Source organism: Plantibacter auratus (genome assembly GCF_050587365.1).
Classification (GTDB): domain Bacteria; phylum Actinomycetota; class Actinomycetes; order Actinomycetales; family Microbacteriaceae; genus Plantibacter; species Plantibacter auratus.
This window is the reverse complement of record NZ_JBOBFV010000002.1, coordinates 19,927-45,375: the sequence shown is the minus strand read 5'-3', so window position 1 is coordinate 45,375 and position 25,449 is coordinate 19,927. Positions and strand designations below refer to the sequence as shown.

Here is a 25,449-nt window from a genome sequence, read left to right as displayed (position 1 = left end):
TCCGTTCCGTCACTCGCCCAGCACGAACCCCAAGGAGTCCCCACGCATGTGCGGCATCGTCGGCATCGTCTCAACCGAGCCTGCCAACCAGCAGGTCTACGACAGCCTCCTGCTCCTTCAGCACCGCGGTCAGGACTCCACCGGCATCGCGACCGCCGACGGCAGCACCTTCCACATGGTCAAGGCCAAGGGCCAGGTGCGTGAAGCCTTCCGCACCCGCGACATGCGCTCGCTCCTCGGCAACATGGGCCTCGGCCACGTGCGCTACGCGACGAAGGGCGATGCCGCCAACGAGAGCGAGGCGCAGCCGTTCTACGTGAACGCGCCCTACGGCATCACGCTCATCCACAACGGCAACCTCACGAACACGCGCGAGCTCAGCAAGGACCTGTTCCATGTCGACCGCCGCCACGTGAACTCCACGAGCGACACCGAGCTGCTGCTCAACGTCCTCGCGACGGAGCTGCAGGGGCAGATCAGCGGTCTCGACCTCGATCCCGACCAGGTGTTCAACGCCGTCGAGAACGTGCACGAGCGGGTCGAGGGGTCCTACGCGACGATCGCCCTCATCGCCGGTCACGGCCTGCTCGCCTTCCGCGACCCGTTCGGCATCCGCCCGCTCATCCTCGGCAAGCGCCAGACGGGCCTGGTCGGCAACGACTGGGTGGTCGCCTCGGAGTCGCTCGTCCTCGAAGCCGGCGGCTACGAGATCGTCCGCGAGATCGCCCCGGGCGAGGCCGTCTTCATCACCGCTTCGGGTGAGCTGTACTCGCGGCAGTGCGCGAAGAACCCGCGGCTCGTTCCGTGCTCCTTCGAGTACGTGTACCTCGCTCGCCCCGACTCCGTCATGAACGGCATCTCGGTCTACGAGGCCCGACTGCGTCTCGGCAACCGGCTCGCCGACACCATCGCCGAGTACACGCCGATGGGCGACATCGACGTCGTCATGCCGATCCCGGACTCCTCCCGCCCAGCGGCCATGCAGGTCGCCCAGAAGCTCGGCATCGAGTACCGCGAGGGCTTCTACAAGAACCGGTACGTGGGGCGCACCTTCATCATGCCGGGCCAGGCGCAGCGCAAGAAGAGCGTCCGTCAGAAACTCAACGCGATGGGCTCGGAGTTCAAGGGCAAGAACATCCTCATCGTCGACGACTCGATCGTCCGCGGCACGACGTCGAAGGAGATCGTCGACATGGCGCGTCTCGCCGGAGCGAACAAGGTGACCTTCACCTCCGCCGCACCGCCGGTCCGCTACCCCCACGTGTACGGCATCAACATGCCGTCCCGCCAGGAGCTCGTCGCACACGGCAAGAAGATCCCCGACATCGCCCGCGAGCTGGGCGCTGACAACCTCATCTACCAGGAGGTCGCCGACATGAAGGCCGCCATCCTCGAGGGCTCCGGTATCAGCGACCTCGAGATGAGCTGCTTCACCGGCGAGTACATCACCGGGACCGTCTCCGAGGAGTACCTCGAGTGGGTGGAGCGCTCGCAGCTCTCCTGAGTCCCACCTGAACGACGAAGCGCGCGAGCCCCGAGGGGATCGCGCGCTTCGTCGTTCAGGAACCGGCTACTACTCCGACGTACCGGGCTGCTCGAGTGGCGCCGGCGTGGCCGCGGGGGCCGCCTTCGGCTTCGTGGTGCGCGGCTTCGCCGGTGCCTTCGCGGTGGCCGGCTTCGCAGCGGCGCCCGTCGTCTTCGTCGTCGGTGCCTTCGTGGCTGCGGCCTTCGGCGTCGTGGTCTTGGCTGCTGCGGCCTTGGGCGTCGTCGAACCGGTGGTGGCGCGCGTCGAACTCGTCTTGCGGACGGTGCTGCCCGCGGCCGTCGCCGACGTGGTCGTCTTGGCGGCGGGCTTCCGGGCCGTCGTCGAACGCGTCGTCGTCGACCGGCTGGTCGACGTACGGGGCGCGCTCACGGCCGCGGCCGGTGCAGTGGCCGACACGGTCTCGTCGCGTCCGGTCGTGTCGGCGGGGCCGGTCTCGTCGCTCGCGAGGCGCGCCTCGGTCTCGTCGGCGGCGGCTGCGACGGTCTCGGCGTCGCCGGTGGAGGTCGACTCGAGGACGATCGACTCGGCCGGTTCGGCGGACGTGTCCGGTGCGGCTGCGGCCTCGGGTGCTCGGTCGGTGCCGGAGAAGACCGCGGCGAACTGCTCGGTCGGGGTGGGCTCGGCGGCGCGCACCCAGTCCGAGGTGGGCTCCGCTGCCGGCGCCTCAGGGGTCGGAGACTCGGTCGACGGTGCCTGGTAGGCGCCGTACTGCTGCGTCGCCTGGGACCCCTGCTGGGTCTGCTGCGTGCCGTAGCCGCTCGTCTGGCCACCCGCGTACTGCGAGGTGTCGTAGGCGGTCGTCTGTCCGTACTGTGCGGGGTCGTACACCGGCGCCTGGCCGGTCTGGCCCGCCTGGTACGGGTGCTGCTCGTAACCGCTCTGGCCGGCGTACGGTGCCTGCGTGGCGTTCGGCTGCGAGGCGGCCTCACGAGCGGCAGCGCGCTGCTGCTGCTGGTTCACGAGGCGCGCGACCTCGGCGTCGATGGCGTCCTCGGTGATGTGCTTGGACGGGCCGTAGGCGTCGAGTCCGACGAAGACCAGGGCGATGCCCATCACGAAGATCGGCCAGATCGGCCAGAAGTATCCCCAGGCGCCGGTGAGGAGCCAGATGACGATCAGGAGGACGGAGACCGCACCCCAGACGGCGAGAAACTGCTTGAAATCGTGCTGCGCCTTCAGGCGCTTCTTGGCGGCAACGCGGAGTTCGTCGGTGTTCATCCGTCCAGGCTAGTCTCCGCCCAGCGAGAACTCCATTTGCCAACAGTCGTCTGAGAGATCACCCAGCCGCGAGGTGCTGGAGCGAGGGCGAACCGCCGATGCGGGGGCGCGCCGGAACGGTGCGAAGGGCGCGCCTACGCGCCCTTCGCCTCACCGTCGGCGTACTTCTCGGCGTATTCAGCCCACTTGGCGATCTCGTCGTCGTAGCTCTCGTCGACGCCCGTGCCCGGGTGGTCGACGGAGTGCCCCGTGAGCTCGCGCTCGAGCGCGTTGTAGTTCACGTCCGGGCTGAACGACTTGAGCTCACGAGCGATCTTCGTGTGCTTTGCCTTTTGACGGCCACGACCCATGCGAGACCCCCTCATGATTTTCTGACCGGCCGCGCTTGCGGGGCGTCCGGGGCTTTCGCCTACCAGGGAACGATAAAGACTAGCGTTGAGCTTACCATGCCGCCCGTGGACGGGGCGCTCGTACGGAGACGGTCTGCCGGCCACCGGTGCCGACACCGCGACGGAACGGGGCTGGGCCGGGACGTCGAGTGGTGGGACGATGGACCCATGACCGGAACCCTGCACATCACCGGAGATGCGGACGCCGACCGCCTGTTGTCGACCGACCCGCTCGCCCTGCTCGTCGGCATGCTGCTCGACCAGCAGGTGCCGATGGAGACCGCGTTCGCCGGCCCGCTGAAGATCAGTGACCGGCTCGGTTCCTTCGACGCGGCCACCATCGCGCGGGAAGACCCCGAGGCGTTCGCCTCCCTGTTCAAGACGAGTCCGGCCGTGCACCGGTTCCCGGGGTCCATGGCCGGCCGGGTGCAGGGGCTCTGCGCCGCGATCGTCGACGACTGGGACGGCGACGCGGAGGCGATCTGGACGCGAGACGCGCCCGACGGCCCGGAGATCCTGAAGCGCCTGCTCGCCCTGCCGGGGTTCGGTGAGCAGAAGGCGAAGATCTTCCTCGCGCTCCTCGGCAAGCAGTACGGGCTCGACGCGGCCGACTGGCGGGAAGCGTCGGCGCCCTACGGCGAGGACGGCAGCCTCCGGTCCGTCGCCGACATCGTCGACCCGGAGTCGCTCGCGCAGGTGCGGGCGGCGAAGCAGGCGGCCAAGGCCGCCGCGAAGCGTACGAAGGGGGAGTGACGACATGAGCGAAGCGCAGCGGGGTACCGCGATCGTGGTCGGTGTCACGCCGGGGCAGCCCGACACCGTGCTCGTCGAGGCGGCGTCGTTCGCGCAAGCCTTCGCCTGCCGGCTCGTCCTCGCCCACGTCGACGCGAGCCGGTTCGTCGTGGTCGAGAACGTCGACGGCACCGTCACGTCGCTGCCGTTCGACGCCGATCTGCACGACTTCGAACCGGAGCCAGCCGATCCCGGCCTGGAGGCGACGGCGCATCGTCTCCTCGACGACAGCGGCGTCGTGTGGGAGCTGACCCAGCTCGCCGGGGACCCGGCGCGTGCCCTCGGCCGACTCGCCGATTCGGTGTCCGCGCGGGCGATCATCGTCGGGACACGGGAGCGTGGCCTCCGGAAGGGCATCCTCGAGTTCTTCAACGGTTCCGTCGCCGCGACGCTGGCCCACCGGCAGGCGCGTCCGGTGATCGTGGTCCCACTCGCGCCCAGCGCCACCGACGAACCCCTCTGGGACGCCCCCGCCGGCGACCTGCGGTGACGGCCGCTCCGACGGGGACACGGGCTCCGCACCTCCAACCCGCCACGATCGCGATGGTCGGGCTCGGTGGCGCGGTCGGGACGGGTGCCCGCGAGGCGATCTCCCTCGCCATCCCGCCCATCGGTGGTGTCCCCGTGGCCATCCTCGGCATCAACGTCGTCGGCGCCTTCCTGCTCGGTCTCCTCCTCGAGTCGCTCCTCCGACGCGGGTCCGACGCCGGCCGTCGACGCGATCTCCGCCTCTTCCTCGGCACCGGCGTCCTCGGCGGCTTCACGACGTACAGCGCGCTCGCGGCCGACAGCAGTGTCCTCCTCATCGAGGGGAGCGACCTCGTGGGGGTGCTGTACGCGGTGGGGAGCGTCGTGCTGGGCGCCCTGGCGAGCTGGGGCGGCATCGTCCTCGCCCGACGGATCGGCGGTGGCCGCTCGTGACGCCCTGGCTCTTCCTCGCGATCGCGGCGGCCGGCGGTGTCGGCGCCGCGGCCCGCTTCGTCGTCGACGGCATCGTCCGTTCCCGTGTGGGCGGCGCCTACCCGTGGGGCACGACCGTGATCAACGTCAGCGGGTCGCTGCTGCTCGGCCTCGTCACCGCGCTGGCCCTCGGAGGGGTCGTCGACGAGGCGTGGCGGCTCGTCCTCGGAGGCGGGCTGCTCGGTGGGTACACGACGTTCAGCACGGCGAGTGTCGAGACGGTCCGGCTGCTCCACGACGGACGTTCCCGGGCCGGACTGGCGAACGCGTTGGGCATGCTCGTCGCGTCGGTCGTCGCGGCCCTGGTCGGCTACGGGCTCGGTTCGCTCCTCGCCTAGCCGCTCGTTCGCCCGAAGATGGGCGAACGGACGCGGCGGCTATGCCTCGAAGCGGCGGTTGTGCCGGAGGTTCAGCACGATCGGGATCCCGAGGGCGACGATGAGCAGCAGGATGCTCCAGAATCCGATCTCCGACCACAGCAGGAAGACCCCGAAGACCCCGAGTCCGCCCGACAGGCCGCGCAGGATGATCGTGAACTGCGGGAGTCGCTGCGGGCGGCCCTGCCACATCGGCAGCGGCGAGTCGGGGTTCGCGGCGATGAGGCGGACCATCGACAGCGTCCCGAAGACGGCCGCGAGGAACAGCAGCGAGAGACCCCAGGTGAACATGTCCCCAGTCTGTCAGTCTGCGACAACTCCCTCACGCCGTCGCCGGTGCGCGTGGCCGATCAGGAGCGGGGCTGCCCCGTGTTGCGGTCGATGTGCGGCTTCCGCTCGATCGGCTTCTTGACGCGGACGATCTCGCCACGTCGTTCCTGGCCGGGCAGCGGCCGTGACCGACGTCCGTAGATGAGCTCGGAGGAGTCGAGCAGCCAGGGCACGAGGGCGACGGTCACGCCGTGGACGAGCATGATCTGGTTGCGGATCCGCGACGCCCGTCGGTTGTGGAGGAGGCTCTCCCACCAGTGCCCGACGATGTACTGCGGCATGTAGACGGTGACGACCTCGGCGCCGTGCTCGGCACGGTGCGCCTTGATGTACTTCGCGAGCGGCATCGCGAACTCGCGGTACGGCGACTCGAGGATGACGAGCGGCACGTGGATGTTCTGTTCGATCCACTGCTGCTCGAGCAGCTTCGTGGCCTCCGGATCGATCGACATATGGACCGCTTCGAGGCTGTCGTGCTTGGCGGCGATCGCGTAGTCCAGCGCCTTGAGGATCGGCTTCTGCATCTTGCCGACGAGGACGATCGCGTGGTCGCCGGTCGCGCCGAAGGTCGTGGTCGGGTCGACCTCGACCTCCTTCTCGACGTCGCGGTAGTAGCGGTTCACGCCGAGCATGAGGACGAAGAGGATCGGCATGAGCACGAAGACGAGCCAGGCGCCATGGGTGAACTTCGTGATCGTCACGACGATGAGGACGCTCGCCGTGAGCAGGGCGCCGAACGCGTTGATCGCGAGGCCCCGGTAGACGGAGCCGCGGTTGTCGCAGCCCTCCCGCAGCATCCGCAGCCAGTGCTTCACCATGCCCGTCTGGCCGAGGGTGAACGACACGAACACCCCGATGATGTACAGCTGGATGAGCTGGGTGAGGTTCGCCTGGTACACCACGAGGATCGCGCATGCGGCGAGACCCAGGATGATCATGCCGTTCGAGAACACGAGGCGGTCGCCACGGGTGTTGAGCGACTTCGGCGCGTAGGAGTCGCGCGCGAGGACGGCGCCGAGCAGCGGGAAGCCGTTGAACGCCGTGTTGGCCGCGAGGAGCAGGACGCACGCGGTCGCCGCCTGGATGAGGAAGAACGGGATGCTGTTCGCGCCGAAGACCGCGGTCGCGACCTGGGCCATGAGGCTCGGCTGCGGCGTCGTCGCGCAGTCCGCGAACCCTTCGAGGTGACAGGCGTTCTCGGCGTAGTGCACGCGGGAGATGAGGGCGAGCGCGGTGAGGCCGACGAACAGCACGATCGCGGTGCCGCCCATGAGGACCAGCGTCTTCTGGGCGTTCTTGATCTGCGGGCGACGGAACGCCGGGACGCCGTTCGAGACCGCTTCGACACCGGTGAGTGCGGAGCAACCAGAGGAGAAGGCGCGGAGGAGGAGCAGGATGAATGCCGCCTGGGTGAGACTCTCACCCTGCACGGTGAACTCGGCGCTCGACGCGACCGGGGCGTCGCCCATGAACGTGCGGGCGAGTCCCGCGACGATCATGACGAGCACGCTCGCGATGAAGAAGTAGGTGGGGATCGCGAAGGCCTTGCTCGACTCCCGCACGCCACGGAGGTTCACGGCCATGAGGACGAGGACGAATCCGACGGCCAGCTCGACGCGCCACGGGTTCAGCCCGGGGATCGCGGAGATGATGTTGTCGACGCCCGAGGCCACCGAGACGGCGACCGTGAGGACGTAATCCACCAGGAGAGCGGAGGCGACCACGAGGCCGGCCTTCTCGCCGAGGTTCCGGTGGGCGACCTCGTAGTCGCCACCACCCGACGGGTACGCCTTGATGAGCTGGCGGTAGCTCGCGACGACCACGACGAGGAGGATCACGACGCACGCCGCGACCCACGGCGCGAAGCTCAGGAAGGCGAGCCCGCCGAGCGTCAGGATCATGAGGAGTTCCTGCGGCGCGTACGCCACACTCGACAGTGCGTCGCTCGCGAAGATCGGCAGTGCGAGCCGTTTGGGGAGGAGCTGGCCCTCCAGGTTCTCGGTCGGCAGCGGGTCCCCGATCAACCAGCGTTTTGCCGATCGTGGTTCTGTCCCGGGCTCTCGACCCTCAGTTGTCACGAGCGGCGATATTACTCCTTCGGGAACCGGAGTCAAGCGGGGATGAGCTGGATGGACAGGCATCGTCACCCGACCGTGACGCAGTGTTCATCGAGCGGGGGAGTGGCGGACCCGGATGGTCGACCAATATCCTGATCGACGGCTGTTGCCTGGCTGTGAGCCTGAACAGTCGCTCGTGATCGACACCCACCTCAAGGACCCTCATCGTGACCGCTCGCCGTCGTCTCCTCCCGCTCGCCCTCGCCGCTCTCGCTGCGGCCCTGACGCTCTCCGGTTGCAGTGTCGTGGAGGGCATCCTCCCGAAGCCCGCCGAGACCCGGGATGCGCAGTCCGGCGAGATCGTCGGTGGAGGCACCACGGACGTCTTCACCCTCTCGGTCGGCGACTGCCTGAACGACGAGTCGTCGTCCGACGAGGTCACGGAGGTGCCGACCGTGCCCTGTTCCGAGCCGCACCAGTACGAGGTGTACGGCGAGGTCACGCTGACCGGCGACGAGTGGCCCGGCGAGGAGGCCGTCACGCAGCAGGCCGACGACGGTTGCTACGCGCAGTTCCAGGCGTTCGTCGGGATCGTCTACGAGGACTCCAGCCTCGAGTTCAACTACTACACGCCGACCGAGGCCAGCTGGAACGGGGTGGACGACCGGCTCGTCACCTGCGTGATCTACGACTCGGCGGCGACCACGGGCTCGCTGGCCGGCGCCGCACGGTAGGCCGACCGCACGCGCCGTATCGACGGAACCGCCCGACTCCCGTGAGGGGCCGGGCGGTTCCGTGTCTCGGCCTGCGTGTCGGGGTGCTCAGCCCTGGAGGCGCTCCCGCAGGCGGTCGCGGACGGCGACGAGGTCGGCACGCAGGGCCGACACGGTGTCGTCGTCGAGCACGCCCCCACGGGCGACGTGCTCGCGGAGTTCGGCTCGGACCGCCTGCCGGAACTCGTTGATCGACACGTCGGTCTCGTGGAGCGCCAGGCGACCCTGCACCTTCTGGTCGGCGCTCTCCTCGGCGGTCGACGTCCAGCTCGGACCGGGCTTCGCGGACTGCTTCGCCTCGCGCGCGGCGGAGGCGAGATCGGCCCGGAGGCTCTTCATGGCCGCCGTGACCCCGCTGCGGACCTCGTCGGCGATGCGACGGACGGAATCGGTGAGCTGGTCCTCGATGCCGTCGAGCTCGCCCGCCCGTGCTGCGAGCTCCGCCCGGCCCGCCTCAGTGATCTCGTAGACGGTCTTCCTGCCGTCACTCGTCTTCGTGACGAGTCCCTCCTCCTCGAGCTTCGCGAGGCGCGGGTAGATGGTGCCGGCGCTCGGGCTGTAGGTGCCACCGCTCCGGTCGGTGAGCGCCTGGATGAGTTCGTAGCCGTGCTTCGGCGACTCGTCGAGCAGGCTCAGGAGGTACAGCCGCAGGCTGCCGTGGGCGAAGACGGGGCTCATGCGCCTGCCTCGCTCCCTGCGGTGGTGGCCGCGCCCGCCGGCTCGGCAGCCGGCCGGCGGAGGACGGTCACCGCGCCGCCGACGGTGTTCATGCGCACCTCGGCGAACTGTCCGGACAGGGCACCGGTGTGCGAGTTGTACCCACCACCGCGCAGTCCCTTGAGGACGACGCCGTCGATCGCCAGGCGGCCGCCGACCGAGTTCGCCGTGTAGCGCGCGGCGAGCTCCTCGTCGAGGCGGACCGTGATCGCGCCGCTCACGGTGTTCAGGTCGAGCTGCTCGCACGCACCGTGGATGTCGAGGAGCAGGTCGGAGGAGACGCCGTCGATCGAGGCGCGCGTGATGTCGCCGGAGACGGTGACGTCGCCCGAGACCGTGTGCGCCTGGATGCGACCCGTGTGGTTCTGGACCGTGAGCTCGCCGCTCACGGAGTTGAGGTCGAGTCGCCCGGTCATCCGGTCGGCCACGAGGTCGCCGGACACCGTGTTGAGCTTGGCGTCTGCGGTGAGGCCTGCGACCAGTCCACTGGCGCTGACGACACCGAACGTCAGGGCGATGTCGCGGGGGACGAGGACACTGACCTGGGCCGTGGCGCGATTGGCGCCGAAGTTCGAGAACACTTCGAGGAAGTTGTCCCAGCGCAGCTGCGGGTGGTCGATCTCGGCGACGTCGCCGTCGATGGTGATCTTGAGGTCCTTGCCGGTGACGGCCCCCACCTCGATGCGGGCGCCGGGCTCGTCGTGTCCGATGATGTCGACCTGGCCGCCGATGAGGCCGACCTTGAGTCGTCTCACGAGTTCGAGGTCGATGATGCGGCTCTCGCCGGGAGCGATGATCCACTTCTCCTGTGCCATGGTGCGGTTCCTTCCGAGTGATCGCGATATATCGCGTTGAACTGGAATTCACGATATATCGCGTCTCGGCGCGTGGCAACCCCCGGAACCTCCGGGATCACCCTGAGTCGACCCTGGGATCGGCGACCGCTCAGTACCAGGGAGCGATGGCCAGGTCGTCCGGTACGGACCCCTCGTCGCTCGGCGGTCCGTCGCCGTCGAGGCAACTCGACCCGGCCGGGACCTCCGAGCGCGCCGACCACGGGTCGTCGGCCTCCGCATGGAAGGGTACGTACCCGACGAGCTTCGAGGACGGAGGCCTCACCTCGGCCTCGAGCGCAGCGGTGAAGTCGTCGAACTCCTTCGTGGCGTACACCGTCGCGCCCTCCAGCCCGGACGACCGATCCAGCTCGCAGGAGACGGCCACCGGTCGCCAACCTGCCTCGCGCAGCTGGGCCAACATGGCGGTGGCGGCAGGCCAGGCGGGCCCGCTCACTCCTGGTTCCGCGGTGACGTCCGTCGGCCAGAGGTCGTCGACCGTGATCGCCCCGCGTTGCACACTGACGTTGGCCGAGGTGTCCGGAACCCGTGGCCCGGTGACGCTGCCGTCCGCGAAGAGCGGATCATCGGCCAACGCGGTGAGCCGGGCATCGTCGGTCTCGTCCGCCACGACGGGGGTCGACGACAGGCCGCATCCCGTGCAACAGAGCGCCGCGACGAGGATGGTCAACGACACGGTCGCGAGGCGACGATGGATCTGCTGCATGACGGCCCCTTCCGCGGCGCCCGGGTGGACGCGTCACCCTCACCGTAACCGACGCCCCGTCTTGCGCCAGGTCCGACGCCCACCGGGCTATGGGGAGTGCTGCCCATCGTCTTGGGGAGCCGGCTGGGACAGGGTGGAGCCATCGGATCAGGCGCATCACCGGGATCGGCCGGGCAGCGCGAACAACACCGGAGAGCGGGGAACCATGAGCGGCACGATGCAGGTGGACGATGCGGGCCTGGCGGCGGTCGTCCAAGCGGTCGCCGGGGCGGCCTCGAGCGCGACGGGGATCTTCTCCACGTGCCTCGACACGTCGTTCCTCGACGAGCAGGTGGCCACGAGTGCCGCCGCCTTCGAACTGACGTGGCGGACCGAGATGACGGAGGCGGGCAAGACGCTCGACGACTTCGCGCGGTGGATGCAGAACGTCGCGGACACGATGGCCGGTACGGATGCGGCGCTCGCCGAGGACGCCTCATGACCGCGCCGTCGCCGCCGGCCCGGACATGCACGGCTGCTCAGCCCGACCGCCGTGATGCGGCCGAGCGGGCCGAGACCGGCGCGAGGGTCGCGTCGCTGGCCGCAGAACTCCGAGGTGCCGGCGTCCCCGCCGGCGTCACCGAGCAGGTCGCGAGTGTGGTCCGCACGGCCGGTCTCGACGCCGTCATCGGCCTCGGCGCCGGCATGCTGACGGACGAGCAGGCGGGGGCGGTGTTGCTCGACGCCCTCCTCGACGCGCGTCGCCGAGGAGCCGACAGTGCGGAGACGGCCGCCGAACTGCGCGCGGTCGCCAAGCTGCAGACCGTCGTCCTGCGGCTCCTCTCCGGCCTCGCCGCGACCAGGAGCACCACCGGAAACAAGGACCGACCATGAACCTCTCCGAACTCCGCACCAAGAGCTCAGCCGAGATCGACGTGCTCGCCACCTTCATCGGCTCGTTGAGCGGCGACCCGTTGAGCTTCATCACGTCGATCGGTTCGTTCGTCGATCGCGCGGTCGGGCTCATCCCCAGATCCTCGACGTTCGCGGACACCCCGCCGCCGGGTGACCCGGCCACCATCGACGGGCTCGCGGAGCAGTACGAGAACGCGGCGCTCGCCGCGGAGGCGATCCAGACCACGCTCTCCACCGTCACCGGGTCGAGCCTGCCGGACGCCCTCGTCGGGGTGACGGGCGCGAGCGCGACGCAGGTCCTGGCGTCCGTCGACACCCTCGTCGGCGCCGAGATCGAGGGGCTCCGATCCGGGGCCAGCGGCCTCCGAGACTACGCGGACGCCATCACCTCGGCGCGCACCGCACACCAGCCGGGTGCCGACAGCATCCGCGACGGCCACCGGACCATCGGGAACATCTCCGTGAACCCGTGGGCGATGACGAACCCGATCACCGGAGCAGGAGAGGTCGCCGGGGTGATCTCGGACCTCATCCGCGGAGCCGGTCAGATCCTCGACGGCGTATCCGTCTGCCACGAAGCCTACGAGGACGCATGGGCGGCCGGTGAGGCGCTGCAGCGGGCCCTGTCGGACTCCGAGGGCTACGCCGTGCTCGCCGGCGTCGAGGTGCCCGTGGGCCAGACGAGGCTGGACGTCCTCGTCTCGCGGACGCAGTTCCCGAACGGCGACCCCGACGGTTCGGTCCTCTCCGAGACGGAGTGGGCCAATTACGTCCAGAACTGGAACGCGATGAGCGACGACGAACGGGAGCGCATCCTCGCGGCGATGGAGGAGTCCGGCGACCCCGCCGTCAGCGCCCTCCTCATGAGTGCGATCGCCACCGGCGCCGGCAGTTCCTCCGTGCTCGCCCTCGCCGACGCGATCAAGAACGCTCCCCCCGGCGAACGCCAGCGCATGATCGACGAGCTCACGAACCTCGGCGTCGGCGACAACGGGGACGCCACGGTGAACGGCGAGACCTTCGACCAGTACAACAACAAGACCTGCGGGTCGACGACGCTCATCACCCTCGCCGCCCAGTCGGACCCGTTCCTCGCCTACTGGCTGCAGACCGGCGAGTTCCTCGACGGCCATGTGCCCGACTACCTCCGGGGTCTCGACCTCGCCGATGCGGCCGGTCTGGACACGGAGGATCGGATGACGTTCCTGCAGCAGGCCGTCCAGGACCGCGCGAACGACCTGTTCCCCGGCCCCATCGACTACCCGAACGTCGCGGGCACGGCACCCGGCGGCGCGGTCGCCGAATCCGACCGCACCGGTACCGACTACCACATCGACTGGACCAACGCCCTGGGTGGTGACTCGGGCCGAGGGGCGGCACTCACCGAGGCCGCGGCGGCAGCGAACGACGGGACGCCCGTCCCGCTCCTCGTCGGCCCGAGCGACAACACCATCCCGCAGCATTACGTGCTCATCATCGGCTTCCACGACGGCGACTACGAGATCTATGATCCGTCGACCGGCGAGACGAACTCCGTGGACGAGGACATCATGCTGAACGGCTCGGATGAGCCAGTCACCGGCTTCGCGAACTGGAACCAGATCTACGCGGTCGTGAACCCGAGCTGACCCTTCGACAAGCTCAGGGACCGGGTGGGGTTGCTCAGGGACCGGGTGGGGTTGCTCAGGGGGCTGGAGGCCGGGGGCGGCACGGGGAGCACGTGGGGTGGCTCGGGCACTGGAGGCCGGGGCGGCTCGGGGGCCGGGGCGGTGGAGAGCGACGTCCGCTTACCGCCAGCGGTACTCGAGCTCCGGGCGCCCCGGGGTGCCGTAGCGCGGTGAGCGCTCGACAGTGCCCGTCTCGGCGAGGTACTCGAGGTAGCGCCTGGCCGTCACCCGTGACAGGGACCCGGCGGCTGCCGCTTCGCTCGCGGAGAGCGGTCCGGTGGCCTGCCGGAGGAGGTCCGAGACCAGACGCAGGGTGTCCTCCGAGAGTCCCTTCGCCAACTGCGGGCGGGAGGACGGCGCCCGCAGCGTGGCGAGGGTGAGGTCCACCTCGTGCTGGCTCGCGACCGAGCCCTCCGCCGACATCGTGTGCCGGAAGGAGCGATACGCCTCCAGCTTGTCGGCGAACGCGGGGAACGCGAACGGTTTGATGAGGTACTGGACGATGCCCGCCGAGACCGCCGCTCGGACGATCCGGAGATCACGGGCCGCGGTGATGGCGATGACGTCGACGTCGATACCCGCCGTCCGGATGCGTCGGCAGAGCTCGAGACCGTGCGCGTCCGGCAGGTTGAGGTCGAGCAGGACGAGGTCGATCCGGTCGTCGGGGGAGCGGTGGGCCGCAGCTGCCCGCAGCGCCTGCATCGCGGTGGCCGCATCGCCCGCCACGGCGGCGAGTTCGAAGCCCTCGACGCGGCGCAGGTAGGACGCATGGGCCTGCTGGGTGATCGGTTCGTCCTCGACGACCAGGACCCGGATGCGCTCGCTCATGTGCCTGCCTCGTCCCGGACGCCGACCGCGGCCGGCAGCGTCACGACGAACGCCGAGGACGGCTCGCGGACGACCTCGATCGTGCCGCCGAGTCGTGTCACCGCCTGCTGGACCAACGCGAGACCGAACCCCCGACCGTAGCGGCCGGGCTCCTTCGTCGACCAGCCGCGCACGAACGCGAGGTCGAGGGCCTCCGGGGGCAGGCCCGGTCCGCTGTCGGTCACCTGGATCACGAGCTCCGTCGTCTCGGCGTCGGCGGACCGCCCGGCGCCGAGCTCGTCCGGCAGCCCCTGCCCGAGGTAGACCTCCACCCAGGGGCGATCGCCGGACGCCGCGTCGATCGCGTTGTCGATGAGGTTGCCGAGGATGGTGACGATCACGGCCGGGTCGACGCGCACGCGTCCGAGCGCGGGGTCGCTCTCGAGGTGCAGCTCGACCCCCTGCTCGGCCGCCTGCGCCGTCTTGCCGAGCAGCAGCGCCGAGATCACCGGCTCCTGTTCCGCCGCGAGCACGCGGTCGGTCAGCCGTTGACTCGCTCCGAGTCCCTGCGCCGCGAGGTCGAGCGCCTCCTCACGCCGGTCGAGCTCGATGAGCGAGACGATCGTGTGCAGCCGGTTCGCGAACTCGTGGGTCTGCGAGCGCAGGGCGTCGCTCATCGTGCGCATCGACGCCAGCTCGCCGCTCAGGTGTTCGATCTCGGTGTGGTCGCGCAGCGTCATCACCCACCCACGCGGGTGCGGGCCTGCCGTCTCGCCCGGACCGACCGCCGACTCCTGGTTCACGACGAGCACGTGGTCGCGTGTGAGGTGGATCTCGTCCACGGCCTGGCGTCCGCTCGCGAGGAGCTCGCGCAGGCCGGCGTCGATCGGCAGCTCGTCGACCGGCGCCGCTCCCGGGGAACGCTCGCCGAGGGGCAGCCCGAGCAGTTCGGACGCCTGGTCGTTGACGAGCACGAGACGGCGGTGGCGGTCCACGAGGACGAGCCCCTCCCGCACCGAGTGGAGCACCGACTCGTAGTAGTCGAACATCCTGGCGAGGTCCTCCGGTCCGCGCGACCCGGTGACCCGTGCGAGGTAGCGGCGGAGCGTCCAGGAGCCGATCGCGCCGATGACGAGCACGAGCAGAGCCGTTCCGAGCAACCACGGCACCCGGGTCTCGAAGGTCTCGGACACGTTGCTGACCGTGACGCCTGCGGCGACGAGGGCGACGACCTCGCCGGCGTCGTCACGGATGGGTGCGACGGCGCGGACGGAGGGGCCGAGCGTGCCCGTGTACGTCTCGGTGAAGGTCCGTCCCTCGAGCGCCGGTCCGATCGTGCCGATGAACGGCTTGCCGATCTGGTCGCGCTCGCGGTGCGTGTACCGGGTGCGATCCGGAGCCATGATCGTCACGAAGTCGACACCGGTGTCGCGCATGAGTGCCTCGGCGTAGGGCTGGAGCGCGTCGGACGGGCGATCCGAGCCGAGCTGCGCGACGACGTAGGGGTTGTCCGCGACGCCGTTCGCGACGTCGAGGCACTTCGCGACCGCGCGGTCCTCGGTCTCGGTGCGGGCCTGGAACCACAGCAGGACTCCGGCGACGAGCGTCATCGCGACGACCGCGACGAGCTGTACGAGGAAGAGCCGCGAGGCGATGCTCCTGGACCGACCGGCCATCGCGTCACCTCCGTCTGCTCCGTCGCGTCGACCCCTCAAGTATCGGGGGTGACGACGGCCACAGGCGTCGCCGACCGCGACCAGTACGACCACAAGCGGTCACTACGACCACAACCCGGTCGATCCGCCGGCGTGGTCGCAGCATGGGTCGATCGACCACCCGCTGCCGCACTGACGCGGCCGACGAAACGGATCCGGAATGGCAATGACGCTCTCCTCCCTGAAACGGCTGGACAAGACCCACTACCTCTACCTCGCGGTGATCGTCGCGGTGCTCGCCGGCATCGTCGTCGGACTCGCCGCCCCGGAGTTCGCGAAGGGACTCAAACCCATCGGCGACGCCTTCGTGGCGCTGATCAAGATGATGATCGCCCCGGTCATCTTCTGCACCATCGTGATCGGCGTCGGGTCGATCGCGAAGGCCGCGACCGTCGGCAAGGTCGGCGGGCTCGCGCTGCTGTACTTCATCGTGATGTCGACCTTCGCCCTCGCGATCGGCCTCGTCGTCGGCAACCTCATCCAGCCGGGCGCCGGCTTGAACCTCGCCGAGACGAGCTACCAGGTGGAGGGGGAGGCCAAGAGCACGACCGAGTTCATCCTCGGCATCATCCCCACGACGCTCGTGTCCTCGCTGACCGGCGGCAACATCCTGCAGGTCCTCTTCGTCGCCCTGCTCGTCGGCTTCGGCCTGCAGAAGATGGGGACGACGGGTGAACCGATCCTGCGCGGCATCAAGCTCATCCAGGCGCTCGTGTTCCGGGTGCTCGCGATGATCATGTGGATCGCGCCCATCGGTGCCTTCGGTGCGATCGCCGCCGTGACCGGGTCCGCCGGTGCGAGCGCGCTCGTCGGACTCGCCACGCTCATGATCGCGTTCTACATCACCTGCGCGTTGTTCATCGTCGTCGTGCTCGGCGGGGTCTTGCGCCTCGCCACGGGCTTCAACATCTTCAAGCTCATGAAGTACCTCGGCCGCGAGTACCTCCTCATCGTCGGCACCTCCTCCTCCGAGGCCGCGCTGCCGCGACTCATCGCGAAGATGGAGCACCTCGGTGTCTCCAAGCCGGTCGTCGGCATCACCGTCCCGACGGGCTACTCCTTCAACCTCGACGGCACCGCGATCTACCTCACCATGGCGTCGATCTTCATCGCCGACGTCATGGGCGTCCCGATGAACCTCGGGGAGCAGATCTCGCTCCTCGTGTTCATGATCATCGCGTCGAAGGGCGCCGCGGGCGTCACCGGCGCCGGTCTCGCGACCCTCGCCGGCGGCCTGCAGGCCAACCGACCCGACCTCGTCGACGGGGTCGGCCTCATCGTCGGCATCGACCGCTTCATGTCGGAGGCGCGTGCGCTCACGAACTTCACCGGCAACGCGGTCGCCACGATCATCATCGGCACGTGGGTGAAGGAGGTCGACCGGGTGCAGGTCGGCGAGGTCCTCTCCGGTCGCTCGCGGTTCGACGAGGCGACGATGAGCGTCGACGACCACACGGGCGCAGTGGCGGTGGCGAAGCCCTGAGGGATCGGCCCTTCGACAGGCTCAGGGACCGGACATCCGGTCCCTCCCGGTCCCTGGGCCTGTCCCTCCCGGTCCCTGAGCCTGTCGAAGGGTGCTCAGTTGGCCGGGGAGTCGACGATCGGCTTCGACGGCGGGGTGTCGCCCTCGAGCACAGCCTCGTCCACGGCGGTGGTCGAGTGTTCCGTCCGCGGAGCGATCCGGAACAACGGGATCGTGTAGCCGCAGATCGGGCCGATGAGCACGGCGAAGACCACCGTTCCGATGCCGACGTTCCCGCCGAGCAGCCACCCGATGCCGAGGACCACGAGCTCCACGCCCGTGCGCCCGACCCAGATCGGCCACCCGGTGACGCGGTGGATGCCGGTCATGAGGCCGTCTCGCGGGCCGGGGCCGAAGTTGCCGCCGATGTAGAGGCCCGAGGCGACGCCGAGGAGGAGCAGTCCGCCGGCGAACAGCAGGATACGCGCCCACAGGTCGAGGTCCGCGGGGATGAACGCCAGCCCGATGTCGGCCGAGGGCCCCACGAGGAGGACGTTCAGGACGGTGCCGACACCCGGCCGCTGCTTGAGCGGTATCCAGGCGAGGAGCACGAGCCCGCCGACGATGATCGTGATGAGTCCGAAGCTCAGGCCGGTCCGCAGGTTGAGTCCCTGGGTGAGGACGTCCCACGGGGCGACGCCGACCGCACCGCGCACGATCATCGCGATGGCGATGCCGTACAGGAAGAGGCCGATGAGGAGTTGGAGCACACGACGGGTCATGGTGGACAATCCAATTGCACGATTGGCTTTGGCGCTAGAGGCCAATCTGGGTATCGTGGTTCAATGGCTTCCATCACCCTGAGTGCCCGATCGCTCGCCGCCCTGCTCGGGCAGTGGAAGACCGCTGCGCCCGCATACCGCGGTCTCGCCGACCGCATCCGACTCCTCGTCCTCGACGGACGCATCCCGGTCGGCACCCGTCTGCCGGCCGAGCGGGAACTGGCCGATCGGCTCGCGCTGAGCCGCACCACGGTCACCGCGGCGTACCGCGAACTGCGCGAGGCCGGCTACCTCCGCAGCATCCGCGGTTCGGGCAGTGTCACCCTCCTGCCGTCGGCGCCCACTGCGCTGGCTCCCGTGCCACAGGGCGGGTTCCTCGACTTCAGCAAGGCGGCAGTCCCGCCGTGCCCCGAGATCATCGACGCCGTGGCCACCGCCGCCGCAGAACTGCCGCGGTACATGCACGACTTCGACTACGACCTCGTCGGCATGCCCGAGCTGCGGCAGGCCATCGCCGACCGCTACACCGCGCGCGGGCTGCCCACCGACCCCGACGAGATCATGGTGACCGTGGGGGCCCAACACGCGATCGCCCTCATCGCACGCACCCTGCTCAGCCGAGGTGACCGCGTCCTCGTCGAGATGCCGAGCTATCCCCACGCCTACGAGGCGCTCCGGGCGGCCGGGGCCAGGCTCGGCGCCGCGACCGTCTCCTCGGAGACCGGCTGGGACGTCCGCGAACTCGAGCAGTGGTTCGAGCGCACGAGCCCCGCGATGGCGTACCTCATGCCGGACTTCCACAACCCGACCGGGGCGTCGATGCCGCTCGAGACCCGCCGACGGGTCGCCGCAGCAGCCGAGCGGCACGGGACGGTGCTCGTGATCGACGAGACCACGGCCGAGCTCGACATCGACCGGCCGACGGACGAGGGCCTCGACGGCACCCCGTTCGCCGCGCTCCAGGGCGCGCCGGCGTCGATCATCACGATCGGTTCGGTGGGCAAGACGATCTGGGGAGGCCTCCGCATCGGGTGGATCCGGGCCGAGCGCGGCACGATCAGGAAGCTCGTCTCGGCACGCTCGCTGGGCGACCTCGGCACGCCGATCCTCGACCAGCTGACCGTCCAGCAGCTGATGCCGGCGATGGACGGCATCGTCGCCCGGCGCGGCGTCGCGCTCGGCGAGACCCGCGACCGGCTCGTCGACCTCTTGGCCGACCGCCTCCCCGAGTGGACCGTGCCGCGGGTCGACGGTGGGATCGCCACCTGGGTGAACCTCGGCGAGGCCGCGTCATCGCAGCTCTCGCTCGCGGCTCGCAGCCACGGGCTCGTGATCGTCGCCGGGCCACGGTTCGGGATCGACGGGGCGTTCGAGCGCTACTTGCGCATCCCGATCAGCTATCCGTGGGCCCAGACCGAGCAGGCGGTCGAGCTGTTGACGCAGACCTGGCACTCCGCGATGTTCGGGCACGTGCCGGCTCTGGACTACCTCGAAGACGTCGTCTGACCTCGTCGCCGACGAGCGTGACACCGCTCCACACGCAGTGCTTGTGCGTGCCGTGTCCAGCCTCCGCGCGAGACCGCCGTCGGACGGGTGTGCGGTGACATAATTACAGCGTCCGCACCTCTCGCAACAACCGAAAGCGGCTCCGTGCACCTGCTCTCCGTCCTCAGCATGAAGAACCGCGCGTTGATCGCGCTCGTCACCATCGTGGCCGCCGTGTTCGGCGTCCTGGCGGTGGGCGGCCTCAAGCAGGAGCTCATCCCGTCGGTCCAGTTCCCGCAGCTCGCGATCATCACGAGCTACCCGGGTGCGGCACCCGAGGTCGTCAACGACGACGTCTCGACCCCGATCGAGACCGCGATCCAGGGCGTGCCCGGTATCGAGTCCACCTCGGCGACGTCGAGCACGAACTCGAGCCTCATCAGCGCGACCTTCACCTACGGCACGGACCTCGCCACCGCCGAGCAGAAGATCACCCAGGCGATCAACCGCATCAAGTCGACCCTGCCCGACACCGTCGACCCGCAGGTGGTCAGCGGCAGCATCGACGACCTCCCGGTCATCCAGATCGCCGTGTCCGGCGCGGCCGACCAGGACTCCCTGGCCGAGGTGCTCTCGAGCTCCGTGGTCCCCGACATCAAGGACGTCGACGGCGTCCGCGACGCGGCGATCGTCGGCGAGGTGGGCAAGCGGGTCACGATCACCCCCGACGACGCCAAACTGGCCCTCGCGGGGCAGACCAGCCGGGTCATCGGGACGACGCTGCAGCAGAACGGCTCCCTGCAGCCCGCGGGCGACATCACCGAAGGCGACAAGACGTTCTCCGTGCAGACGGGCACGAAGCTCACCTCGGTCGACGACATCGCCGCACTGCCGATCACGGGCGCCCTCGCCGCCGACGGCTCCGTCCTGACCATCGGCGACGTCGCGGCGGTCGCCCTGAGCGACGACCCGATCACGTCGATCTCGCGCGTCGACGGCGAGCCGGCGCTCACCATCGCCGTCACGAAACTGCCCGCGGCGAACACCGTCGAGGTCTCGCAGGGCGTGCGCGACATCCTTCCTGAGCTCGAGCGCACCATCGGGGCCGACGCCAAGCTCACCGTCGTCTTCGATCAGGCGCCCTACATCGAGCAGTCCATCGAGGCCCTGACGACGGAAGGCCTGCTCGGCCTCGTCTTCGCGGTGCTGATCATCCTCGTGTTCCTCCTCGACGTCCGGGCCACGCTGGTGACGGCGATCTCCATCCCGACGTCCGTGCTCATCACCTTCATCGGTCTCCAGGTCGCCGAGTACTCGCTCAACATCCTCACGCTGGGCGCGCTGACGATCGCCATCGGGCGCGTGGTCGACGACTCGATCGTGGTCATCGAGAACATCAAGCGACACCTCTCGTTCGGCGACAACCGCACGGGTGCACAGCGCGCCGGGTCGATCCTGAGCGCCGTCCAGGAGGTCGCAGGCGCGATCACCGCCTCGACCATCACCACGGTGGCCGTGTTCCTGCCCATCGCGTTCGTCGGCGACGTCACCGGAGAACTCTTCCGACCCTTCGCCCTCACCGTCACGATCGCGCTGCTCGCGTCGCTCCTCGTCGCGCTCACCATCGTGCCCGTGCTCGCCTACTGGTTCCTCCGCGCCCCGAAGGCCCAGCGCCTCGCAGCCGCAGCCGCAGCGGAGGAAGCGCCGTCCGACGCGACGAGCGGACCGGTCCGGAGCCGACGCGAGCGCCGGGTCAGCGTGCAGGACGAAGACGACCTCGAGAAGCCGTCACGGCTCCAGAAGGCCTACCTCCCGATCATCCACTGGACCCTCAAGCACTCGGTCACCACCCTGCTGCTCTCGGTGCTCGTGCTCGTCGGCACCTTCGCGCTGACGCCGTTCATGAAGACCAACTTCCTCGGTGACTCCGGCCAGAACACCCTCACGGTCACGCAGACCCTGCCGGTCGGCACGAGCCTCGACGCTCAGGACGCGGCGGCGAAGCAGGTCGAGACGAAGCTGCGCGACATCGACGGCATCGACACCGTCCAGCTCTCGATCGGGTCGAGCGGAAGCTCCCTGCGCGACGCGTTCTCGGGCGGCGGTGGCGGAGCCATCACCTACTCGATCACGACGAGCGAAGACGCCGACCAGACGGCACTCCAGAAGACGGTCCGCAAGGACCTGTCCGGACTCGACGATGTCGGCGAGATCGAGGTCGCCGCGTCCGCGGGCTTCGGCGGGTCGAGCGACATCGAGATCGACATCACCTCCGCACGGCAGAGCGATCTCGCTGAGGCCGCCGACGCGATCCAGCAGGCCGTCACCGGTCTCGACGGCATCGACCAGGTCACGAGCAACCTCAGCGAATCGCGGCCCTACGTCCAGGTGGCCGTCAACCGCGACGCCGCCGCCGCAGCAGGGTTCAGCGAGGTCGCGCTCGGTGCGTACGTCTCGCAGCTCATGCAGCCGACGACGGTGGGCTCCATCGTCATCGACGACACCACGCTCACCATCTACGTCGACGCCCAGGACCCGCCGACCACCGTCGACGCCCTCGCGGCGACGGAGGTCCCGACGGCCACCGGCCCGAGACGCCTCGACACCCTCGCGACGGTCTCGCAGGTCGACGGACCCGCGACGATCTCGACCGTCAAGGGGCTGCGCTCAGCCACGATCAGCGCGACTCCGGGCAGCGACAACCTCGGTACCGCCAGCGCCGAGGTGCAGACGGCGATCGACGACGTCAAGCTGCCCGCCGGCACCACGGCGACCCTCGGGGGTGTCACGGCATCGCAGAGCGACGCGTTCGGACAGCTGGGCCTCGCGCTCCTCGCCGCGATCCTCATCGTCTACGTCATCATGGTCGCGACCTTCCGTTCGCTGCGGCAGCCGCTCCTGCTGCTGGTGTCGGTACCGTTCGCCGCGACCGGCGCGATCGGGCTCCAGATCATCACCGGCGTGCCGCTCGGCGTACCGTCGCTCATCGGCGTGCTGATGCTCATCGGTATCGTCGTGACGAACGCGATCGTGCTGGTCGACCTCGTGAACCAGTACCGGCGCCGCGGCATGACGGTGATCGAGGCCGTCGAGCACGGTGCCGCACGCCGGCTCCGTCCGATCCTCATGACGGCGCTCGCGACGATCTTCGCCCTCACCCCGATGGCACTCGGCATCACCGGACACGGTGGTTTCATCTCGCAGCCGCTCGCGATCGTCGTCATCGGCGGGCTCGTCTCCTCGACCATCCTGACGCTCGTCGTGCTCCCCACCCTATACAACCTCGTCGAGGGGTTCCGCGAACGTCGCGAGCAGCGGCGGGCTGCAGCCGAGCCGAAGCCGACGGCGCGCACGGTCGCCGCGATCGAGGGGCCGCGGGCCGCGACTGTCCCCGCGGAGGAGCCGGTCCTCGTCGGCGCCGGTGGCGGAAGCACTGCAACCGCGCCGAGCGTGCCTGACGCCTCCGTTCCGTCGGCCTCGGCGGATGTGGCTCCGGTGGACGCGGCTCCAGATGGCGCCACTCCCGCTGACGCGGAACCGGCGGAGGAGGCCCCGATCGATTCGGTTGCTGCCGACGCCGATCCTGCCGATGCGGCTCCCACGGACTCGGATGCGGCACTCGAGCCGCAGGTCGCTGCGCCGAGTGAGCCGGCGGTGGATCGACCGATGACGCGGCCCGCCGCGCACGAGGTGCACGAAGCCCACGAGGTGCACGAGGTGCACGGGGCGCATGTGGCGACGGGTGACGAGCTGCCGCGCACCGAAGCGATCACCCTTCCCGACGCGGTCTCCGAAGGCCCTGCGGACGAGGTCGCTCATTCCGGCGAGCACGCAGCCCCTGCGGTGCAGCCTGAGCCGGAAGCGACGGCTGAGCCGGTCGCCGAGCCCGAGCCGATCCTGGAGACGGAGCCGGCCGGAGAGGCTGAGGCGGCGGAGAAGTCCGAGCTCCCTGCTGACTCCAGCCCGACGAGCGACACCCAGCCGACGCCTGACGCTGAGCCGAAGCCCGATGCCGACCCGGCACCCGGGACTGAGCCGTCTTCGGGCACCGAACGGCCGAAGCGCCGCCGCGCGCAGTGGCCGTGATCGACCACCTCCCGCTCGGTCGATGAGCTGAGGTTCGAGCCCCTCGACACGAAGCCCTCGGGAACGCCGTCACCGGCGCCCGAGGGCTTCGTCGTGTGACGCCCGATTCAGCGGAGATCGCCGACCGCGCCGGTGACCGCCCGCACGACCTCGCCCGACTGCACCAGCGCGGTGACCGCCTCGATCTCGGGGGAGAGGAACCGGTCGGGTCCGGGACCCGTGACCTGCTCACGCACCCGGCGGAGCACCGCCCCGGTGCCGACGGCCGGCTCGAGCGGGCTGCGCAGGTCGAGGCCACGGGCCGCCGTCATGACCTCGATCGCCAGCACGCTGCCGAGACCGTCGATCGCCCGACGGAGCTTCCGCGCCGCCGCCCAGCCCATCGAGACGTGGTCCTCCTGCATCGCGGAGGACGGGATCGAGTCGACGGACGCCGGGTGCGCCAGCCGTTTCAGTTCACTCACGATGCCGGCCGCCGTGTACTGGGCGATCATGAGGCCCGAGTCGACACCCACCTCGTGCGCGAGGAACGGTGGGAGGCCGTTGCTCCGGCTCCGATCCAGGAAGCGGTCGGTGCGGCGCTCCGACATGGACGCGACATCGGCGACGGCGATCGCGAGGAAGTCGAGCACGTAGGCGACCGGGGCGCCGTGGAAGTTCCCGTTCGACTCGACCCGCCCGTCCGGCGTGAGCACCGGGTTGTCGACGGCACTCGCGAGCTCCCGCTCGGCGACCATCGCGGCGTGGTCGACGGTGTCCCTGGCGGCACCGTGCACCTGCGGGGCGCAGCGCAGTGAGTAGGCGTCCTGCACCCGGGTGCACTCGGGACCCCGGTGGCTCGCGACGATCGGGGAGCCGTCGAGCAGCAACCGCAGGTTCGCGGCGCTCTCGGCCTGACCCGCCTGCGGGCGCAGGGCCTGCAGGTCTGCGGCGAACACCGCGTCCGTGCCGAGCAGGCCCTCGACGCTCATTGCCGCGGCGACGTCGGCTGTGCGCAAGAGCATCCGCAGGTCGTCCACGGCGAGCGCGAGCATCCCCAGCATGCCGTCGGTGCCGTTGATGAGCGCGAGCCCCTCCTTCTCGGCGAGCTGTACCGGCTTGAGGCCGGCGTCCGCGAGCGCCTCCGCAGCGGAGCGCGTGCGCCCGGACGCATCGGTCACCTCGCCCTCGCCCATCACCGCCAACGCGCAGTGTGCGAGGGGCGCGAGGTCGCCGGAGCAGCCGAGCGACCCGTACTCGCGCACGACCGGGGTGATGTCGGCGTTCAGCATCGCCGCGTAGGCGCGGACCGTCTCCATCCGCACCCCGGTGCGGCCCGTCATGAGCGTCGAGAGGCGCAGCGTCATGAGAGAACGCACGACCTCCCGCTCGACGACCTCGCCGCTGCCTGCGGCGTGCGAGCGGACGAGGCTCGCCTGCAACTGCGCGCGGCGCGCCGGCTCGATGAACGTGGTCGCGAGCGCACCGAACCCGGTCGAGATCCCGTAGTGGGGCTCGGGGTCGGAGGCGAGCGCCTCGATGATCCGACGGGATGCGGCGACACCGTCGAGGGCCGCGCCATCGAGGTCGATCCGCGCGCCGTGTCGGGCGACGGCGACGACCTCGTCGATCGACAGCGGCCCTGCGCCGAGGGAGACCGAGGCCGGGCCGGCGGGTTGGGGATACGAGCGACCGGAGGTCGTCGGGTCGCTGGTGGTCGGGGTCGCGCCGGGCTGGATGTCCATGTTCCGATGGAACACCCGGACGCCGACCGCGGCGGTGCGCGTAGAGTCGTCCGTGTCTGGGATGACAGACATGGACGACCAGGCGGCCGCGTCCGAGCCGCGGAGACG

General features: G+C 69.8%; 23 protein-coding genes. 12 read left to right on the top strand and 11 right to left on the bottom strand.

Going from position 1 to position 25,449, the window contains the following annotated elements; genetic code table 11:
* The first annotated feature begins 46 nt into the window (after positions 1–46).
* On the top strand, positions 47–1,504 hold the full coding sequence (purF, locus tag ACQ3HE_RS07330) for an amidophosphoribosyltransferase (RefSeq protein WP_079705073.1): 1,458 nt from the start codon (positions 47–49) through the stop codon (positions 1,502–1,504).
* A gap of 69 nt (positions 1,505–1,573) precedes the next feature.
* On the opposite strand, the gene ACQ3HE_RS07325 is transcribed toward purF, so the two are convergent.
* Positions 1,574–2,764, bottom strand: a complete 1,191-nt coding sequence (locus tag ACQ3HE_RS07325) for a 2TM domain-containing protein (RefSeq protein WP_430891958.1) — start codon at positions 2,762–2,764, stop codon at positions 1,574–1,576.
* A gap of 134 nt (positions 2,765–2,898) precedes the next feature.
* Complete coding sequence (locus tag ACQ3HE_RS07320) at positions 2,899–3,114, bottom strand: DUF3073 domain-containing protein (protein WP_064294210.1); 216 nt, start codon at positions 3,112–3,114, stop codon at positions 2,899–2,901.
* Between the two features lie 207 nt (positions 3,115–3,321).
* Between ACQ3HE_RS07320 and ACQ3HE_RS07315 the strand changes: the two genes are divergently transcribed.
* Genes ACQ3HE_RS07315 through crcB form a run of 4 tightly spaced genes read left to right on the top strand, consistent with a single transcriptional unit; the run spans position 3,322 to position 5,243 of the window.
* Positions 3,322–3,906, top strand: a complete 585-nt coding sequence (locus ACQ3HE_RS07315; RefSeq protein ID WP_430891956.1) for an HhH-GPD-type base excision DNA repair protein — start codon at positions 3,322–3,324, stop codon at positions 3,904–3,906.
* Between the two features lie 4 nt (positions 3,907–3,910).
* The gene (locus tag ACQ3HE_RS07310) at positions 3,911–4,435 is read left to right on the top strand and encodes a universal stress protein (RefSeq protein WP_124768671.1); all 525 of its coding nucleotides are present in this window, start codon (positions 3,911–3,913) and stop codon (positions 4,433–4,435) included.
* A complete protein-coding gene (locus ACQ3HE_RS07305; RefSeq protein WP_430891954.1) occupies positions 4,432–4,866 on the top strand; it encodes a fluoride efflux transporter FluC in 435 nt (144 codons plus the stop codon). The genes ACQ3HE_RS07310 and ACQ3HE_RS07305 overlap by 4 nt, the downstream gene beginning before the upstream one ends.
* A complete protein-coding gene (gene crcB / locus ACQ3HE_RS07300) occupies positions 4,863–5,243 on the top strand; it encodes a fluoride efflux transporter CrcB (RefSeq protein WP_430891952.1) in 381 nt (126 codons plus the stop codon). Before ACQ3HE_RS07305 ends, crcB begins: the two co-directional genes overlap by 4 nt.
* 39 nt (positions 5,244–5,282) lie before the next feature.
* Here crcB and ACQ3HE_RS07295 read toward each other — a convergent pair whose 3' ends face one another.
* Entirely contained in the window at positions 5,283–5,573 is a 291-nt protein-coding gene (locus ACQ3HE_RS07295) for a hypothetical protein (protein ID WP_064294214.1), read from the bottom strand.
* 59 nt (positions 5,574–5,632) lie between these two features.
* Positions 5,633–7,636: an APC family permease gene (locus ACQ3HE_RS07290; protein WP_085511822.1), complete on the bottom strand. Its 2,004-nt coding sequence runs from the start codon at positions 7,634–7,636 to the stop codon at positions 5,633–5,635.
* A gap of 260 nt (positions 7,637–7,896) precedes the next feature.
* Between ACQ3HE_RS07290 and ACQ3HE_RS07285 the strand changes: the two genes are divergently transcribed.
* Positions 7,897–8,403: a septum formation family protein gene (locus tag ACQ3HE_RS07285; RefSeq protein ID WP_229940073.1), complete on the top strand. Its 507-nt coding sequence runs from the start codon at positions 7,897–7,899 to the stop codon at positions 8,401–8,403.
* Positions 8,404–8,490: 87 nt separating this feature from the next.
* Here ACQ3HE_RS07285 and ACQ3HE_RS07280 read toward each other — a convergent pair whose 3' ends face one another.
* From ACQ3HE_RS07280 to ACQ3HE_RS07270, 3 genes are all read right to left on the bottom strand, one after another.
* Complete coding sequence (locus ACQ3HE_RS07280) at positions 8,491–9,120, bottom strand: PadR family transcriptional regulator (protein ID WP_124768676.1); 630 nt, start codon at positions 9,118–9,120, stop codon at positions 8,491–8,493.
* Positions 9,117–9,974: a DUF4097 family beta strand repeat-containing protein gene (locus ACQ3HE_RS07275; RefSeq protein ID WP_137242313.1), complete on the bottom strand. Its 858-nt coding sequence runs from the start codon at positions 9,972–9,974 to the stop codon at positions 9,117–9,119. The genes ACQ3HE_RS07280 and ACQ3HE_RS07275 overlap by 4 nt, the downstream gene beginning before the upstream one ends.
* A 130-nt stretch (positions 9,975–10,104) precedes the next feature.
* Positions 10,105–10,719, bottom strand: a complete 615-nt coding sequence (locus ACQ3HE_RS07270; protein ID WP_137242312.1) for a hypothetical protein — start codon at positions 10,717–10,719, stop codon at positions 10,105–10,107.
* Positions 10,720–10,924: 205 nt separating this feature from the next.
* Here ACQ3HE_RS07270 and ACQ3HE_RS07265 point away from each other — a divergent pair, with 205 nt between their 5' ends.
* From ACQ3HE_RS07265 to ACQ3HE_RS07255, 3 genes are read left to right on the top strand one after another with little or no spacing between them, the layout of a single operon-like run.
* Complete coding sequence (locus ACQ3HE_RS07265; protein WP_124768679.1) at positions 10,925–11,200, top strand: hypothetical protein; 276 nt, start codon at positions 10,925–10,927, stop codon at positions 11,198–11,200.
* The gene (locus tag ACQ3HE_RS07260; RefSeq protein ID WP_124768680.1) at positions 11,197–11,592 is read left to right on the top strand and encodes a hypothetical protein; all 396 of its coding nucleotides are present in this window, start codon (positions 11,197–11,199) and stop codon (positions 11,590–11,592) included. The genes ACQ3HE_RS07265 and ACQ3HE_RS07260 overlap by 4 nt, the downstream gene beginning before the upstream one ends.
* The gene (locus tag ACQ3HE_RS07255; protein ID WP_430891950.1) at positions 11,589–13,241 is read left to right on the top strand and encodes a hypothetical protein; all 1,653 of its coding nucleotides are present in this window, start codon (positions 11,589–11,591) and stop codon (positions 13,239–13,241) included. The genes ACQ3HE_RS07260 and ACQ3HE_RS07255 overlap by 4 nt, the downstream gene beginning before the upstream one ends.
* Before the next feature lie 159 nt (positions 13,242–13,400).
* On the opposite strand, the gene ACQ3HE_RS07250 is transcribed toward ACQ3HE_RS07255, so the two are convergent.
* Both ACQ3HE_RS07250 and ACQ3HE_RS07245 read right to left on the bottom strand, forming a co-directional pair.
* Positions 13,401–14,108, bottom strand: a complete 708-nt coding sequence (locus ACQ3HE_RS07250; protein ID WP_430891949.1) for a response regulator — start codon at positions 14,106–14,108, stop codon at positions 13,401–13,403.
* Entirely contained in the window at positions 14,105–15,763 is a 1,659-nt protein-coding gene (locus ACQ3HE_RS07245) for an ATP-binding protein (RefSeq protein ID WP_430891947.1), read from the bottom strand. The genes ACQ3HE_RS07250 and ACQ3HE_RS07245 overlap by 4 nt, the downstream gene beginning before the upstream one ends.
* A gap of 199 nt (positions 15,764–15,962) precedes the next feature.
* Here ACQ3HE_RS07245 and ACQ3HE_RS07240 point away from each other — a divergent pair, with 199 nt between their 5' ends.
* Entirely contained in the window at positions 15,963–17,285 is a 1,323-nt protein-coding gene (locus ACQ3HE_RS07240; RefSeq protein ID WP_086474609.1) for a cation:dicarboxylate symporter family transporter, read from the top strand.
* A gap of 95 nt (positions 17,286–17,380) precedes the next feature.
* Here the strand turns inward: ACQ3HE_RS07240 and yczE are convergent, their stop codons facing one another.
* Entirely contained in the window at positions 17,381–18,046 is a 666-nt protein-coding gene (yczE, locus tag ACQ3HE_RS07235; protein WP_064294226.1) for a membrane protein YczE, read from the bottom strand.
* Between the two features lie 63 nt (positions 18,047–18,109).
* Between yczE and yczR the strand changes: the two genes are divergently transcribed.
* On the top strand, positions 18,110–19,552 hold the full coding sequence (yczR, locus tag ACQ3HE_RS07230) for a MocR-like transcription factor YczR (protein WP_159877738.1): 1,443 nt from the start codon (positions 18,110–18,112) through the stop codon (positions 19,550–19,552).
* Between the two features lie 144 nt (positions 19,553–19,696).
* Positions 19,697–23,617, top strand: a complete 3,921-nt coding sequence (locus tag ACQ3HE_RS07225) for an efflux RND transporter permease subunit (RefSeq protein WP_430891945.1) — start codon at positions 19,697–19,699, stop codon at positions 23,615–23,617.
* Positions 23,618–23,724: 107 nt separating this feature from the next.
* Here the strand turns inward: ACQ3HE_RS07225 and hutH are convergent, their stop codons facing one another.
* On the bottom strand, positions 23,725–25,413 hold the full coding sequence (gene hutH, locus ACQ3HE_RS07220; RefSeq protein ID WP_430891944.1) for a histidine ammonia-lyase: 1,689 nt from the start codon (positions 25,411–25,413) through the stop codon (positions 23,725–23,727).
* Positions 25,414–25,449 lie beyond the last annotated feature (36 nt).